At 70.0% G+C, this 14,981-nt stretch carries 12 protein-coding genes; 4 read left to right on the top strand and 8 right to left on the bottom strand.

Features of this window, described 5'->3' with window-relative positions:
- The first annotated feature begins 72 nt into the window (after nucleotides 1-72).
- A complete protein-coding gene (locus AB0E24_RS32370) occupies nucleotides 73-1,164 on the top strand; it encodes a DUF5937 family protein (RefSeq protein WP_359382337.1) in 1,092 nt (363 codons plus the stop codon).
- 21 nt (nucleotides 1,165-1,185) lie between these two features.
- On the opposite strand, the gene AB0E24_RS32375 is transcribed toward AB0E24_RS32370, so the two are convergent.
- The 7 genes from AB0E24_RS32375 to AB0E24_RS32405 form a co-directional block, all read right to left on the bottom strand.
- Nucleotides 1,186-3,087, bottom strand: coding sequence for a CocE/NonD family hydrolase (locus AB0E24_RS32375; protein WP_359382339.1), 1,902 nt, complete (start codon nucleotides 3,085-3,087; stop codon nucleotides 1,186-1,188).
- A gap of 8 nt (nucleotides 3,088-3,095) precedes the next feature.
- The gene (locus tag AB0E24_RS32380; protein WP_251771018.1) at nucleotides 3,096-4,040 is read right to left on the bottom strand and encodes a transporter substrate-binding domain-containing protein; all 945 of its coding nucleotides are present in this window, start codon (nucleotides 4,038-4,040) and stop codon (nucleotides 3,096-3,098) included.
- Nucleotides 4,041-4,092: 52 nt separating this feature from the next.
- Nucleotides 4,093-5,346: a dipeptidase gene (locus tag AB0E24_RS32385; protein WP_359382343.1), complete on the bottom strand. Its 1,254-nt coding sequence runs from the start codon at nucleotides 5,344-5,346 to the stop codon at nucleotides 4,093-4,095.
- The gene (locus AB0E24_RS32390; protein WP_069860341.1) at nucleotides 5,343-6,131 is read right to left on the bottom strand and encodes an amino acid ABC transporter ATP-binding protein; all 789 of its coding nucleotides are present in this window, start codon (nucleotides 6,129-6,131) and stop codon (nucleotides 5,343-5,345) included. Before AB0E24_RS32390 ends, AB0E24_RS32385 begins: the two co-directional genes overlap by 4 nt.
- The gene (locus AB0E24_RS32395) at nucleotides 6,128-7,036 is read right to left on the bottom strand and encodes an amino acid ABC transporter permease (RefSeq protein ID WP_100805425.1); all 909 of its coding nucleotides are present in this window, start codon (nucleotides 7,034-7,036) and stop codon (nucleotides 6,128-6,130) included. The genes AB0E24_RS32390 and AB0E24_RS32395 overlap by 4 nt, the downstream gene beginning before the upstream one ends.
- Nucleotides 7,037-7,213: 177 nt before the next feature.
- Nucleotides 7,214-7,768 (bottom strand): GNAT family N-acetyltransferase, encoded by a 555-nt coding sequence (locus AB0E24_RS32400; protein WP_232564866.1) that lies wholly within the window; start codon nucleotides 7,766-7,768, stop codon nucleotides 7,214-7,216.
- A 437-nt stretch (nucleotides 7,769-8,205) separates the two neighbouring features.
- On the bottom strand, nucleotides 8,206-9,690 hold the full coding sequence (locus tag AB0E24_RS32405) for an MFS transporter (RefSeq protein WP_371350589.1): 1,485 nt from the start codon (nucleotides 9,688-9,690) through the stop codon (nucleotides 8,206-8,208).
- A gap of 263 nt (nucleotides 9,691-9,953) precedes the next feature.
- On the opposite strand from AB0E24_RS32405, the gene AB0E24_RS32410 reads away from it, so the two are divergent.
- Nucleotides 9,954-10,619 (top strand): TetR/AcrR family transcriptional regulator, encoded by a 666-nt coding sequence (locus AB0E24_RS32410; RefSeq protein WP_079259889.1) that lies wholly within the window; start codon nucleotides 9,954-9,956, stop codon nucleotides 10,617-10,619.
- Nucleotides 10,620-10,674: 55 nt separating this feature from the next.
- Here the strand turns inward: AB0E24_RS32410 and AB0E24_RS32415 are convergent, their stop codons facing one another.
- Complete coding sequence (locus AB0E24_RS32415; protein ID WP_435865348.1) at nucleotides 10,675-13,338, bottom strand: PA14 domain-containing protein; 2,664 nt, start codon at nucleotides 13,336-13,338, stop codon at nucleotides 10,675-10,677.
- A 150-nt stretch (nucleotides 13,339-13,488) separates the two neighbouring features.
- Here AB0E24_RS32415 and AB0E24_RS32420 point away from each other — a divergent pair, with 150 nt between their 5' ends.
- Nucleotides 13,489-14,232 (top strand): SDR family NAD(P)-dependent oxidoreductase, encoded by a 744-nt coding sequence (locus AB0E24_RS32420; protein WP_359382352.1) that lies wholly within the window; start codon nucleotides 13,489-13,491, stop codon nucleotides 14,230-14,232.
- Nucleotides 14,233-14,481: 249 nt separating this feature from the next.
- A complete protein-coding gene (locus tag AB0E24_RS32425; protein WP_079259892.1) occupies nucleotides 14,482-14,937 on the top strand; it encodes a lamin tail domain-containing protein in 456 nt (151 codons plus the stop codon).
- Nucleotides 14,938-14,981 lie beyond the last annotated feature (44 nt).

Consider the following 14,981-nt stretch of genomic DNA (forward strand, 5'->3'; position numbering starts at 1 on the left):
TGACCAGGGCGTCCGGTTCTGATACACGAGACACCCCGGCCGCTCCCGGTACCCGCCGAGTACTGTGCGGGTGTGGGGATCACGCTCAACCTCCAGCGCGCACAACCGGCCGACGTGCATGTCGGCCGCTCACCGCTGGCCGAGCTCATGTCGGTGCTGCACATCATGGCCGAGCCCGACCACCACCCCGAGGCCCAGCGCTGGACACACCGGCTGGGGACGGCGATCTCCCCCTCCCTAGCCCATGAGATGAGCGCCCTGTCCCCGCTGTGGGCCCGGCTCCGCTGCCGGCTGCTGTTCCCGCTGGGACTCCCGCTCGACCAGCCCTTCGAGGACGAGCTGCGCCATCTGGAGAGGCTGCCGCTCGAAGAGTTCGTGGGCCTGTGCTCCCAAGGGACGCTCGGCTTCCGCGAGGCCGTGCCCCCGGCCCGCAGTCTGCTCACCGACCCCGAGTCCGCCGAGCGCTATGTGGCCCAGTGCGAGCGGCGGTCCTTCCGGCGCGGGGAGCTGGCCCATGACCTGGTGGCCTCGCCCGAGGCGCTGCGCGGCCGGCTGCTGTGCTTCCTGGACTCCTGCGCCGAGACGTTCTTCGCCACCGAGTGGCGTACGGTCCGCGACCGGCTGGAGTCGTCCGCCGCCCGGGTCCGCACCGACATAAGGCGGCGCGGTCTGGCCGAGGTGCTGGCCGGGCTCAGCTCCACCGCGGTGGTCTCCCGGGGCGGCTCGCGGGTGCGCTACGACAAGCTGGCCGTCGCCGAGATCGAGATCGGCCCGCGCCCGCTCTTCCTGATCCCCTCCGTCCATGTCTGGCCGCATCTGATCGTCAAGGACGAGAAAACCCACCCCGTGGTGCTCCAGTTCGCCGCCCAGGAGGACCGGACGGCCGATCAGCTCACCCAGGCCGAGCTGCGGGCCCGGATGTCCGCCCTGGCCTCTCTGGGCCGGATGGAGCTGTGCCGCCATCTGCTGGGCGAGCCCATCACCACCTCCGAACTGGCCCAGCGGCTGGGGCTCGCCGACACCCAGGTCTCCCGCACCCTGCGCCAGCTCAGGGAGGCCGGGCTCATCGAGTCCGAGCGCGAGGGCAAGTACGTCTACCACCGGCTGGCCACCAGCACCCTGCTCCGGCTGGGGCAGGATGTGCTGGCGACCATCATGCGCTGACGGCCATGAGCCGACGGCCCGTCAGCCCGGCCGGGTCCACAGCAGCACCGCCGAAGGATGGTCCGCGTCCATATGGACGCGGTTGGTCGCGACCACCTTGCGGCGGCTTGCCGCCTCCGGCACCCCGGTATTGGAGTTGACGTCGAACCGGGGGAAGTCGCTGGAGGAGATGTCCACCCGCAGCCGGTGCCCGGCCCCGAAGCGGTTGGCCGTGTCCGGCGCCGGGATCTCTATCTCGTAGACCTCGCCCGGCTCCAGCGGCTCCGGGCGCTCGAACGACTTGTGGAAGCGGCAGCGGAAGATGCCCTCGGTGAGGTTCATCGCGAAGCCGTGCGGATAGTCCTCGTTCGGTGGATACACATCCACCAGCTTCACCGTGAAGTCGGTGTCCGGCGCCGAGGAGGAGATGAACAGCCGCGCCGTGACCGGCCCGGCCACCACCAGCGGCTCCTCCAGCGGGGGAGTGGCGAGCGAGATCACATCGGGCCGGGAGTTCAGCGGCAGATACGGCGGGCGGGCACCGTAGAACCGCTCGTCCGGCACCTGGTCGAAGGCGCCGCCCACCATCACCGGCTCACCGGAGGTGACCTGGCCGCCCAGCGTCGGCACCGGGTCGTTCGGGTCGAAGTCGTACTCCACCCACGCCCGTTCGGCCACCGGCCGCTCCGGGCCGAGCCCGCCCGAGGTGTGGCAGTAGAACGCGGTCTCCCGGGTCCCGGCCGGGGGCCACTGGGCGTCGGTGCGCCAGCGGCCGCCGTGCCGCATCCGCCCGGCCGCGTCCCGGCGGCCGTCCCCGCCGCCCATCAGGAAGTACTGGACCCGTGGGATCGACTCCGGATCACCGTCCCCCAGCACCGCGTCGAACCAGCGCTGCCGGAACGACAGATACGAGGTGTCCACATTGCCGCTGAAGGTCGCGGCGGGCCCGAAGTCCACATCCCCGGCGAAGGTGACACAGCGCAGCCCGTGTTTCCACGGCCCCATCACCAGATACGCCGGGGAGCGCTTGAGCCGGCCCATGGCGGTGAAGTTCTCGATGGTGGAGCGCACATACGGGTCGTACCAGCTCGACATGTGCAGGGTGGGCACATCCGGGAAGCGGTCGTAGTGGCCGCGCCCGTAGATGGCCGGCTGCCGCCAGTACGCCCCGAAGGCGTCATGCCGCCACTGGTCGAGCAGATAGCGCTCGTAACTGTCCACCTGGCGCAGCGGTGAGACGCCGGTCCGCCACGGCAGCACGGTGAACCAGTCGCGCAGATCCGTCCCCGCGAACGCCTTGCGCACCAGCGGGTCCCGCTCCGCCTCCGGGCTCTCCTCACCGTGCCGGAAGGCCCAGGTGACCTGCTTGAGTTCGAAGGCGCCCCCCATCCGCATCCCGGCCTCATAGGCGCTGGCGAAGCCGCCGGAGTCCATGAACATCGCGGACAGCCCGGCGGGGGACTCGGCCGCGGCCGCCGTCTGGGCGTGTGCCGAGTAGGACACCCCCATCATGGCCACCCGGCCGTCGCACCAGGGCTGGGCGGCGATCCAGTCGATGGTGTCCGCGCCGTCCGGCCCCTCGCCCAGGTACTTCACGAAGGTGCCCTCGGAATCCCCGCGGCCCCGGCAGTCCTGCCGCACCACGTGGTACCCCGCGCGGACGAAGAACGCCGAGGTCTCCTCCGGCGTCGGCACCGGCTCGTCATGGCGGCTGCGGTCGGAGTCGCGCATCCGGCGGCGGCCGTAGGGGGTCCGCTCCAGGATGACCGGACGGGGTCCGTGCCGCTCCTGATGGGTGAACAGATCGGCGGCCAGGACGGTCCCGTCCCGCATCGGGACGCGCAGGGTGCGCCGCCACACCCGCTGCTCCAGCAGCCGGGCGGGCTCCTCCCAGGCCGTCCGCTCCCTGTCCCCGCTCGTTTCCGTCCGACTGGTTCGTGCCATGGAAGATCTCACTGGGTCTGGGATTGCTTGGAGCCGTTGAGGGCGATCTGGCTCCGGGTGACGGTGGACAGCGGCAGCCCCCACTGGCCGAAGAGCTTGGCGTAGGTGCCCGACTCGTACAGCTTCCGCAGCCCCTTGACGATCACGGGGGCGAGCCCGGAGCCCTTCTTGGCCTGGATGCCGTAGACGGCCGTCGCGGCGGGCAGGTCCAGCATGTCCTCGAGTTCGAGGGTCTCGAAGCGGTCGTGCGAGTTCTGGCTCACCGAGGTGTTGGAGGCGCTGGGCGCGGCCACCGCCTCCACCCGCTTGCTCTGGAGTGCCAGCGAGGCGCCGGGCAGATCGGTGTAGAGCTTGGCGTCCACCGACGGCTTGCCCTTCGCCGCACACCGCTTGTTCTGCGCCGCGAGCACGTTCTGCGTTCCGGCGCCCTTCTCCACGCCGACCTTGTGTCCGCAGACCTCCAGGCCGTTCTTGGGGTGGAAGGAGCCGTCCTTGAGTACCAGCAGCGTCACACTGCTCTGCGCGAAGTCGGCGAAGTCGACCTCCTTCTGACGCTCGATGAAGTCGCCGGAGGGGGCGCTGAGGTCGATCCGGCCGGACTTCAGCCCCGGGATGACCGCGTCGAAGTTGGTCCGCTCCACCTTGATCTTTATGTCCAGCAGCGAGGAGAGCTGTGCGGACAGTTCCGGGACCAGCCCGGTGATCTTTCCGTCGGACTCGAAGGTGACATACGGCGCGTACTCGCTGACGCCCATGATCAGCGTCTTCTTCGCATAGGCCGGGGGGACCTCGGCGGCCAGCGCGCTGTCCTTGGGCTCGGGGGCGAGGGTGACCCCCGGATGGCTCTTGCTGTCCTTGTCGGCCGCGGGGGTGTCGTCCACCGAGCAGGCGGACAGCGTGAGCGTCAGACAGGCCAGCAGTGCGCATGCGGCGACAGGGGGACGGTTGCGCATGGTAGCTCCATTCCGGGAGGTGGGGGTGGCGGATGCGGAAGAACGGGGCCGGTCAGCGGCCCCAGACGGTCTCGGCGACGCGCCGTACGTTGCCCCCGGCCAGCTTGGCCACGTCCGCTTCGGAGTAGCCGCGGTCGAACAGCCACCGGATCATATTGCCGACGGCCTCCGCGGGATTCTCACAGCCCCGTACGTACTCGACCTCCTCGTGCGGCGGCAGTTCGGGGGCCATGCCGTCCAGCGCGTCGTCCTTGCCGAAGAGCGGGGCGAACGTCCGGTGCCAGGCCGTGTGATCGCCGAAGTTGGTGTCCGGGCCGAAGGCCACATGGTCGATGCCGACCAGGTCGATACAGCGCTCGATGTGCTCCATCACCGAGTCCAGGCCGTGCCGGGGGTGCCGCGCGGTGACGGTCGTATGCGGCGCCGCCTCGACCCCGATGAACCCGCCGGACCCGGCGCAGGCCCGGATCACATCGTCCGGCTTCATCCGCGGGGTCGGCCACAGCGCCCGGGACCCGGCATGGGTGATCACCACGGGGGCGGTGGAGCGGCGCACGGCGTCCAGGGCCGTCGCGTCCCCGCTGTGCGAGACATCGACGATGATCCCGAGGTCGTTCATCCGGCGCAGCGCCCGGCGGCCGAGCAGGGTCAGCCCGGTGTCACCGGCGTCGGCGAGCCCCGAACCCAGCTGATTGCTCTCGCTGTAGACCACGCCGAGCAGCCGCACGCCCAGGCCGTAGAGCAGATCGAGCCGGTCGATGTCATTGCCGATGGGGGAGGCCGACTCCAGGGTCAGCACCACTCCCACCTGGTGGGCGGCGCGCGCCCGGTCGGCGTCCTCGAGCGTATGGACCGGTGCCACCAGCCGTTGGTGGGCGAGGTCGGCCTGGCGCATCGCCAGATCGCTGACCGCGTCGTCCCAGTCCCAGGGGGCATGGGAGCGGATCATGCTCACCGCGGCCGGGCCGCCGTCGAAGAACAGGTCCACCCCCGAGTGCGCGATGCCCTCGTAGGGGATCGACTCCCGGCCCTGGTGGCGGTACGCGGCGAAGTCGCCCGGATCCGCGGGGCGCAGCGAGAGATGGTCATGGGCGGAGATCACCTGATGGCGCTCCTCGAAGTCCCGCGCGCGGACCTCGACGGCCTCGCTCCACTCCAGCGCGGCCCCGGGGACCCGGCCGAGCGCGGGCGCCAGCCCGAAGGCCCGGAAGTCCCGTCCGGCCTCCAGGTACTGGTACGAGCGGTAGGAGTCCCACAGCTTCAGCCGCCGGACGGTCTTGGCGGGCAGGGGCAGTTCGGTGCTCATGGGCTGACCTTCGACAGGAACGTACGGGTACGGTCGTGTGAGGGAGCGCGCAGCAGCAGCTCCGGGGCGCCTTCCTCGACGATCCGGCCGTCGTCCATGAAGACGATCCGGTCGGCGACATCGGCGGCGAAGCGCATCTCATGGGTGACGACGACCAGCGTCATGCCCTCACGGGCCAGGTCCTTGATGACGCTGAGCACCTCCTGCACCATCTCGGGGTCGAGGGCGGAGGTCGGCTCGTCGAAGAGCATCACCTTGGGGCGCATCGCCAGGGCGCGGGCGATGGCCACCCGCTGCTGCTGGCCGCCGGAGAGCTTGTCCGGATAGCTGTCCAGCTTGTGGGCGAGCCCCACCCGGGTCATCAGCTCCACCGCCCGTGCGTCGGCCTCGGCCCTGGAGAGCCCGAGCACCCGGCGCGGGGCCTCCACGATGTTCTCGCGGGCGGTGAGGTGCGGGAACAGATTGAAGCTCTGGAACACCATGCCCATCGCCGAGCGCTGGGCGGCCAGCTCCCGGGGGCCCAGCTCATGCAGGGTGCGCCCGCGCAGCTGATAGCCGATCACGCTGCCGTCGACCACCACCACGCCCTGGTCCGGCACCTCGAGATGGTTGACGCAGCGCAGCAGCGTGCTCTTCCCGGATCCGGAGGGGCCGATCAGGCAGACCGTCTCACCTCGATGGATATCCAGGGAGATGCCGTGCAGCACCTCGGTTCCGCGGAACGACTTGCGGATCCCGCGCAGGGAGACGACGGCCTGCGATTCCTTTTCCGTTGGCACGGTCATACCGAGTGCTCGATCCTCTTCACTTTCCCGGCCTTGTCGGCCGAAAGCATGGTGTGTCGTCCCAGACGTCGCTCCAGGCGCTGCTGAAGAAGAGTAATGACGCCGGTGATGATCATGTACCAAATTGCGGCAACGATCAACAGGGGAACGGTCTGGAAATTTTTGGCGTAAATCAGCTGTACCGAGTAGAGCAGGTCGGCCAACGTGATCACGCTGACCAGGGAGGTGGCCTTGAGGAGAGATATCAGCTCATTTCCCATCGGCGGGACGATCACCCGCAGCGCCTGGGGGAGGGTGACGCGGAAGAAGATCTGAGCCGGTGTCAACCCCAGTGCGGATGCCGCCTGTCGCTGTCCATCGGGCACGGCGAGCAGCCCCGAACGGATCAACTCCGCGATGTACGCGGTCTCGTGGAGGGTCAGGCCGATGATCGCCGCGGTCAGCGGACCGATGACGCTGTTCGAGTCGAAGGTGATGAAGCGCGGTCCCCAGGGGATGCCGAGGGACAGTGTGGGAAAGAGGGCGGCGAGGTTGTACCAGAAAAGCAGCTGCACCAGCATGGGAATGCTGCGGAAAACCCAGATGAAGGCCGCCGCGACCGTGGACATGAGCCGGGAGTCGCCCATTCGCATAAGAGCGACCAAAGTGCCGGACACCAGAGAAAGCGCCATGGTCACCGCGGTCATTCCGATACTGACCCCGATACCCTTCAGCACCCGGATTTCAAAGAAGTATTTCGCGACCGTTTCCCACTCGAAACGTGGGTTGGTGAATATCGTGGTCACCGCCATCGCGGCCAGTACCAGCACGATCGCATTGGCCACCAGAAGTCCGGGACGCCGTCGCTTCGCGCGTTTGAGCACGGTTGGCTCGGGCAGTGCATCGACGTTCAGGACTTTGGTCATGGCAGGCCCTCGGACGGTCGGGTCGCGGCAGAATTACCGCATCCTAAAACCGCATGCGCGGATGCCCACCAACAGTTGACACAGAACGGTCAACCGTAAACGGGGGAATGTCTCCGTCCGCCCGGATCGGCCGGGCGGACGGATGGACGGGCGTTGGCGGACGCGGCTCCGCCGGGCCTAGAGCCCCTTTTCGAAGGGGAGCGGGCCGATGGTCTCCGGGTCGGCCGAAATATCGAACAGCGCGGTGTAGCCGGTGGCCAGATACAGCCCGCGCGCCTCCGGCTGACGGGGCCCGGTGGTGAGGTAGATCCGCCGGTAGCCGCGCTCGGCGGCCGACCGCTCCAGCTCCGCCACCACCCGGCGGGCCAGCCCGCGCCGGCGGTGGCCCGAATGCGTCCAGATCCGCTTGAGCTCCGCCGTCCGCTCGTCGTACCGCCGGTACGCGCCCCCGGCGACCGGCTCACCGGCCTCCAGCAGCAGAAGCAGCTCCCCGCTCGGCGGGGCGAACTCCTCGGCCGGATAGCGGTTCAGCTCACGGTCGGCCGACCTTCCGTAGCGGGTGGAGTACTCATGCGCCAGCTCGCGCAGCAGCGGCTCGACCCGCGGATCGTCCACGGTCACGTGGACCACCGTGAGCTCGGGCGGGGGTTCGGCCGCGGCGGCCGCGCCGGAGCGCGGACCGGTCTGGGAGCCGTCGTCGGTGGCGGCGATGCCGAGGAACTCCAAGGGCATGGGGCGACCTTTCGGGGAGCGGGAAGCAAGCGGGAACAAAGCGGGAACGCGGGCACGCGGGACAGGAGGGGAGGCGCCCCGGGGCCGGAGTGCGGCGCGACGCCGGAGGCGAGGGCGCGCCAGGCGCGGGGAGTGACGGGCGTGGGGCCCGGAATCGGAAGAGAGCGGCCGGTGGGACGACGGCCCGCTGCCGGGTCAGCCGTAACAGGAGGCGGACCACACCCGACCGAAGTCGATGTGGTCGCGGGTGACCAGGGGCAGCTCAGTCCTCACTCGCATCATTCAGCACCGCACGGGCCCGTTCCGTCAACCGCGGTCCACATGATGGCCCGTATGCGCCCCCGTCACGACAAAGCCGCCCGTACCTCCCCCGTCGCCGCGCAGGCGGGCGGGGGGATACGGACGGCTGTGGAGCGATTTCGGCCGTCGGCCCTCGGTCAGCGGCCTCCCACCGGCTGCGGTGCGCCGGGCCGCTCCGGTGTGGTGGTGAGCCGGTCCGGCCTGCGGCCCGGCAGCAGCGAGGCCACCGCGAGCGCCAGCAGCGCACCGCTGCCGCCGATCACGAAGGCGGTGCGGAAGCCGTTCAGGGACGGGAGCTCGACGGGCCCGAACGCGGTGGTCATATGGGCGAGTACGACGCCCACCACCGCACTGGCGGTCGAGGTGCCGATGGACCGCATCAGGGTGTTGAGGCCGTTGGCCGCGCCCGTCTCGGACACCGGCACCGCCGACATGATCAGCGCGGGCATGGCGGAGTACGCGAGGCCGATCCCGGCGCCGATCACACAGGAGATGACCACGATCTGCCATACGGCGTCCATCAGGAAGACGCCCATGCCGTATCCGGCGGCGATCACCCCCGCGCCGAGCATCAGCGACACCTTGGGGCCCCAGGTGCCCGTGATCCGCGCCGACACCGGGGAGATCGCCATCATCACCAGACCGGACGGGCCCAGGCACAGACCGGCGGTCATCATCGACTGGCCCAGCCCGTACCCCGTGGCCGAGGGCATCTGGAGCAACTGCGGCAGCACCAGCGACATCCCGAACATCGCGAAGCCGATGACGATGGAGGCCAGATTGGTGAGCAGCACCTGACGGCGCATGGTGGTGCGCAGATCCACCAGCGGCCCGCTCACCCGCAACTCCCACCGGCTCCACAGGAACAGCACGACCACCGCGGCGGCGAACAGCCCGGTGGTGACACCGCTGCCCCAGCCCCAGTCGGCGCCCTTGGAGATGGCCAGCAGCAGACAGAGCAGCCCGGCCGACAGTCCGAGGGCGCCCACCAGGTCGAACCGCCCGCCGCCGTGCACCGGGGACTCCGGTACCAGCGCCAGCACCAGCGCGATCACCACCGTGCCCAGGCTCGCCGAGACCCAGAACAGCACATGCCAGTCGGCGTGTTCGGCCAGGGCCGCGGCCCCGGGCAGCCCGAGGGCGCCGCCGACGCCCAGCGAGGAGCTCATCAGCGCCATCGCCGAGCCGAGCCGTTCGGCGGGCAGTTCGTCCCGCATGATGCTGATGCCCAACGGGATCACGCCCGCGGAGAAGCCCTGGAGCGCACGGCCGACGATCATGGGGGCGAGCGTGTCGGAGAGCGCGCACACCACCGACCCGATCACCAGCATCGCCAGGCTGATCAGCAGCGTCCGCCGCTTGCCGTACATATCGCCGAGCCGGCCCAGTACGGGGGTGGCCACCGCACCGGCGAGCAGAGTGGCGGTGATCGCCCAGGAGGCGTCCGAGGCCGAGGTGTCCAGCAGCGCCGGGAGATCCGGGATCAGCGGCACCACCAGGGTCTGCATCAGCGAGACGACGATCCCGCCGAACGCCAGAACGGCGACCACCGGACCGGAGCGCGGCGGGTGGGCGGTCATCGCCGCTTCGGGGGCATCGGGGGTCGGAGGCAAGGAAGTCACGGTGGTCCTTCGTCGTGGTCCTTCGTAGGGGCGTCGAGCCACTTCGGGCGCCGCAGCAGTGTCGCATAAATTTGTGTAACAGGTACGTCAAATATGCCCGCCGGGAGTGTCGCCCCTTGGTTCGTCACCCATGTCGGGCCATGTCGTGGCAGATCTCCCGCGGTTCACGCCCGGAGGACGCCGCGGACGGCCACGAGCGGCGCCCGAGTGGACATGCGTAGCCTTGGGGACCGGCACGACGGGGGCGAGTGAAAGGACACCGGATGGCCGGGACCGCGGAGGGTACCGTCCGCAGGGGACGCGGGCGCCCGCCCCGCCTGTCGCGCGAGCAGATCGTCCGCAGCGCCGCCGAGCTCGCGGTCCGCGAGCCGGAGGCCGCGCTGACCGTCAAGAAGGTCGCCGAGGCGGTCGGCTCCGCCCCCATGGCGCTCTACCGCTACTTCCCCGACCGCGACGATCTCCTCCAGGCCGTGGCCGACCGCGTCCTGGCCGAGGCCCAGCACCGGGACCCGCCGGGCGAGACCTGGCAGGAGCGGCTGCGCGCCTGGATGCACGGCAGCCGCGAATATCTGCTGCCCTACCGCCAGCTGCTCCCCTATATGGCCGCCACCCAGCAGCCCGCCCGGATCTCCTCCCTGGTGACCCTCACCCGGATGCTGCGCCCCCTGAAGCTGAGCGACGAGGATCTCGCGCTGGCCGTGACCCTCATCGGCTCCACCGTCATCGGCCACGCGGTCTACGAAACCCACCGCGGCCCGGTCTCCGCCCGCAAACTGGACGCCCTGACCGAGGCGCTGGCCCTGTACCCCCAGGAGGAGCGGGAGGCGGTGGCCCCGCTGCTGTCGAGGCTGCCGCGGGCGCAGAGCAGGCTGTACGACGTGGTGGTGGACCGTACGGTCGCCGCCGTCGAGGCGCTGGCGGCCGAATGACCCGCCCCGGGGCCCCAGCCCCGGAACGGGTCACCACGATGGCCGAGCCGTGCGGCTACCCGGTGCACTCCATGGACGCCGGGTCGGCCGCGTCGCGGATCAGCGCCTGATGGGCCTGGCGCAGCCGCTCCACATCGGGCTTGATCTCCTTGCGGTCATAGGTGAGCAGCCCGTTGAGCTCGCCCTCCACATCCGTGATCTGGGTGTAGACGGCCCCGCTGCTGCCGTTGCACGCGACCAGCCCGCGCACCTTGTCCAGCAGCTTCAGATACTCCTCGGTGTACTGCTCCTTGTCGACGCCGACATAGGTGTGCTGCACCGGCCAGGCATGCCCCGGTATGGCCAGGCCGAGGCCGCCGTACTCACCGGTGACCCCCGCCCGTGAGGCGTCGGGGCGCGGATCGCCCGGCCCCGGGTAGGCGTGGATGTCGGCGAGGTCGCCGTTGCCGGTGTCGTTCCAGCCGCTGGCGCCGTTGATCAGCCGGCTGGGGTCCCAGCCCTTGGCCAGCGTCGGCACCTTCGGGCCGCCGTACTGGCCCCAGCCCTCGTTGAAGGTCACCCAGATGGCGATCGACGGGCTGCTGATGTGCTGGTCGATCATCCGCTTCATCTCGTGCTCGTACTGCGCCTGCGCCTTCTCGGACGGGGTGACGGTGTTCATGGCGGGCATGTCCTGCCACACCATCAGGCCCAGCCGGTCGGCCCAGTAGTACCAGCGGTCGGGCTCGACCTTGATGTGCTTGCGCACCGAGTTGAAGCCCATGTTCTTGTGCATCTTCAGGTCGTACGCGAGGGCCTCGTCGGTCGGCGCGGTGTGCAGTCCATCGGGCCAGAACCCCTGGTCGAGGGTGGCCATGGAGAAGATCGGCTTGCCGTTGAGCACAGTGCGCTTCTTGCCGTCCACCTCCTTGACGGCGATGCTCCGCATGCCGAAGTAGCTCTCCACCCGGTCCGCCGAGGCACCCCGCCCGACCGTGACCTTCAGCTGGTACAGATGCGGATCGTCGGGGGACCACAGATGCGGGGAGGGCACCGGGACGGTCAGCGGCTCACCGGTGCGCCCGGTGGCGGTGCCGACCACGCGCCGCCCGTCGTAGGCGGTCGCGGTGACCGGAACGCCGTCCCGCACCCCGCGGACCTCGGTGGTGAGGGTCTCGCCCGGGACGTCCGGGGTCAGCTTGAGGGTGTCCACATGGTCGGCGGCGACCGGCTCCATCCAGACGGTCTGCCAGATCCCGGAGGAGGGGGTGTAGAAGATGCCGCTGGGGTCGAGACGCTGCTTGCCCATCGGCGGGTTCTCGCCGTCGGCGGCGTCCGTCGGGTCGTAGACGCCGACGATCAGCTCCTGGGTGCGGCCCGGCCGCAGGGCGTCGGTGACATCGGCGCTGAACCGGTCGTAGCCGCCGCGGTGGTCGGCCACCCGGGTGCCGTTGACGTACACCTCGGCCTGCCAGTCGACGGCGTCGAAATTCAGCCGCAGCCGCTTGCCCTCGCCGACCTTCCAGCCGTCCGGGACGGTGAAGGTCCGCCGATACCACATGCGGTCCTCATGCCGCTCCACGCCGGAGAGCTTGGACTCCACCGGGTACGGCACCAGGATCCGCTCCTTCAGCCGCTGCCCGACCGGGGGCTGCTGCCCCTCCTTCGCGGCGGCGAACTCCCAGCTGCCATTGAGGTTGCGCCACTGATCGCGGGTCAGCTGGGGGCGCGGGTACTCGGGGTGGGCGTTGTCGGGACCGACATCCTTGGCCCAGGGAGTGCTCAGCTGGTACGTCGACTTGTTGCCGCCGAAGGACACATACGGGTCGATGGCGCCGTCGGTGTCCTCGAGGCCGCCCTCGCCGTCGTAGCGCACGATGGCCTCGCCGCCCTTTCCGACCACCGGCTCCTTCAGGGAGAGCAGCAGCCGGGACGGGTCGGTCGTATCCAGCCGGGCGCGCCCGAGCGGCCACTGCGCACCGCCGATGACGGCGGTCAGATGCGAGGTCAGATCGGCCGGGGGAGCGGTCAGGGGCCGGGCGAAGTCCAGCAGCAGCGTACGGCCGTCGGGCTGGACGGCGCCGGCCACCGGCCCGTCGTAGTCGAAGTCCGCGGGCAGCCGGAAGGCGGACGCGGGCACGGGCGCCTTGGCCGCGCCCGGCGGGGTCCAGGACAGATGGAGGTTGGAGCCGCCGTTGTGCTCGAAGTACTCGACCTTGATGTCATACGCCTTGCCCGCGGTGAGCTCGACGGGCTGGGAGGTCTGCTCCTTGTCCCAGTCGTCCACCCAGTGGTCGATGACCGGTTTGCCGTCGATCCACAGCCGGAAGCCGTTGTCGCCGGTGATCGAGAAGGTGTGCGCACCGGAGCGCTCGGGGGTGATCTGGCCGGTCCAGCGGACGCTGACGTCGTCGGACCGTCCGGTGGTGGCCTGTAGCCGCGGCTCCATATTGTCGAAGTCGAGGGCGGAGTCGAGGCTGGTGGCCTTCAGCTCGTGGAAGTCGAAGGCCCCCGGGGCGGACTGGAGGTAGTAGTCGCCGCGGAGGCCGTGGATGACCGAGGGGTCGTCGGAGGGGGTGTCGGCCGCGGCCGGACCGGGGGCGGTCAGCAGACCGAGCGCGCCAAGCGCCAAGGCCACGGTCGCGACCACGGATCTGGCGAAAGATGAACGAAAACGCACATGTCCTCCTTGCTGGAGCAGCTTCGACGGCTGCTGCTGGGACAAGTGGGGCGCCGCCATTGCGCCATCTCCAACAGAACCTGTCAATAGTGAACGCAAGGCAACAGGTTGGCTGTTGGGTACTGAGCCTTGACGAGAATGCGCTTTCTCCCTAGCGTGCGGTTCATAGATGTGACTGCCATTCAATGAGCTGCACTGAGGAGGCCCGTGATGGGGCGACGGATCGTGGTGTCGGGCGGCGGTACGGGCATAGGACTCGCGACCGCGGAGACCTTCGCCGCCGCGGGCGAGCGGGTGGTCATCCTCGGCCGCCGCACCGAGGTGCTGCGCGCCGCGGCGGACAAGCTCAACGCCGCCCACGGCGCCGACCTGGTCACCTGGACCGGCGCGGACCTCAGCGATCCCGAACAGACCCGGCGCGCCGCCGAGTTCATCACCGCGGACGGCGCGGTGGACGTCGTCGTGACCAACGCCGGCGGCAATGTCGCGCCCTTCAACGACGGCACCCTCGAGGGCGTCGCCGACCAGTACCAGCGGAACTTCGCGGCCAACGTGCTGACCGCCGTACTGCTCACCGAGGCGCTGCTGCCCCACCTCACCCGGCCCGGCGGCCGGATCGTCCATCTGTCCTCGGTCGCGTCGCTGCGCGGCCCCGGATCGTACGGCGGCACCAAGGCCGCGCTGCACGCCTACACCTTCGAGCTGGCCAAGCGGCTCGGCCCGGAGGGCGTCACCGCCAACGCGGTGGCCCCCGGCTATGTCGAGGACACCGAGTTCTTCGGCGAGCGCGGCACCCCCGAGTTCATCGCCCAGCAGATCGGGGAGACGCTCACCGGACAGCCCGGGACACCCGCCGAGATCGCGGCCGCCATCCGCTATCTGGCCTCCCCGGAGGCCGCGTATGTGACCGGCCAGGTGCTGCACATCAACGGTGGCGCCCAGCTCGGCCGCTGACGCCGCCTCGACCGCCCCGGCCGGGATAGCCCCGCACCGGCTCCGCGCTAGGGCCATATGGCCCTGGGGCAGGGGCCGCGCAGCCCTGCCGCCGCGTTCAGCCGTGGTCCACTCTGGTCCTCCACACAGGTGGGGGGAAGACGGACGGACGGCCGCGCCGAAGGAGTCAGCTCGCTGACTCCAAACCATCTTCGGGCGCGGCCGCCCGTCCGTCCTGCGTTACCACGTACCACGCGATGGGGGGACCTCATGTCCGTACACACCGCCCGTATCGGCGCGGCGCTCGCCGCCGGCTGCGCGATAGCCCTGCTGTACCCGGCCACGCCCGCCGGAGCCGCGGGCTCCGTACACCTTTCCAAGATCTACTACGACTCTCCCGGTACCGACAACCGGAGCAACTCCAGCCTCAACGGCGAATACGTCCAGATCAAGAACTCCACCTCGCGCGGGGTCGGCCTCAAGGGCTGGGTCCTCGTCGACGCGAGCAACCACAAGTACACCTTCCCCGCCTACACCCTCGGCGCGGGCAAGACCGTGACCGTCCGGACCGGCTCCGGCTCCGACACCTCGGCCACCAAGTACCAGGACCGCCGGGCGTACGTCTGGAACAACGACCGCGACAAGGCCACCCTCCGCAAGAGCGGCGGCTCCACGGTCGACACCTGCTCGTACAACAACAGCCGGGCCGACTACAAGATCTGCTGAGCGGTCCGCCGCGCGCGGGCGCGGCGCAGCCGGTGAAGACCTCG

This window comes from Streptomyces malaysiensis subsp. malaysiensis (assembly GCF_040653035.1).
Classification (GTDB): Bacteria; Actinomycetota; Actinomycetes; order Streptomycetales; family Streptomycetaceae; genus Streptomyces; species Streptomyces malaysiensis.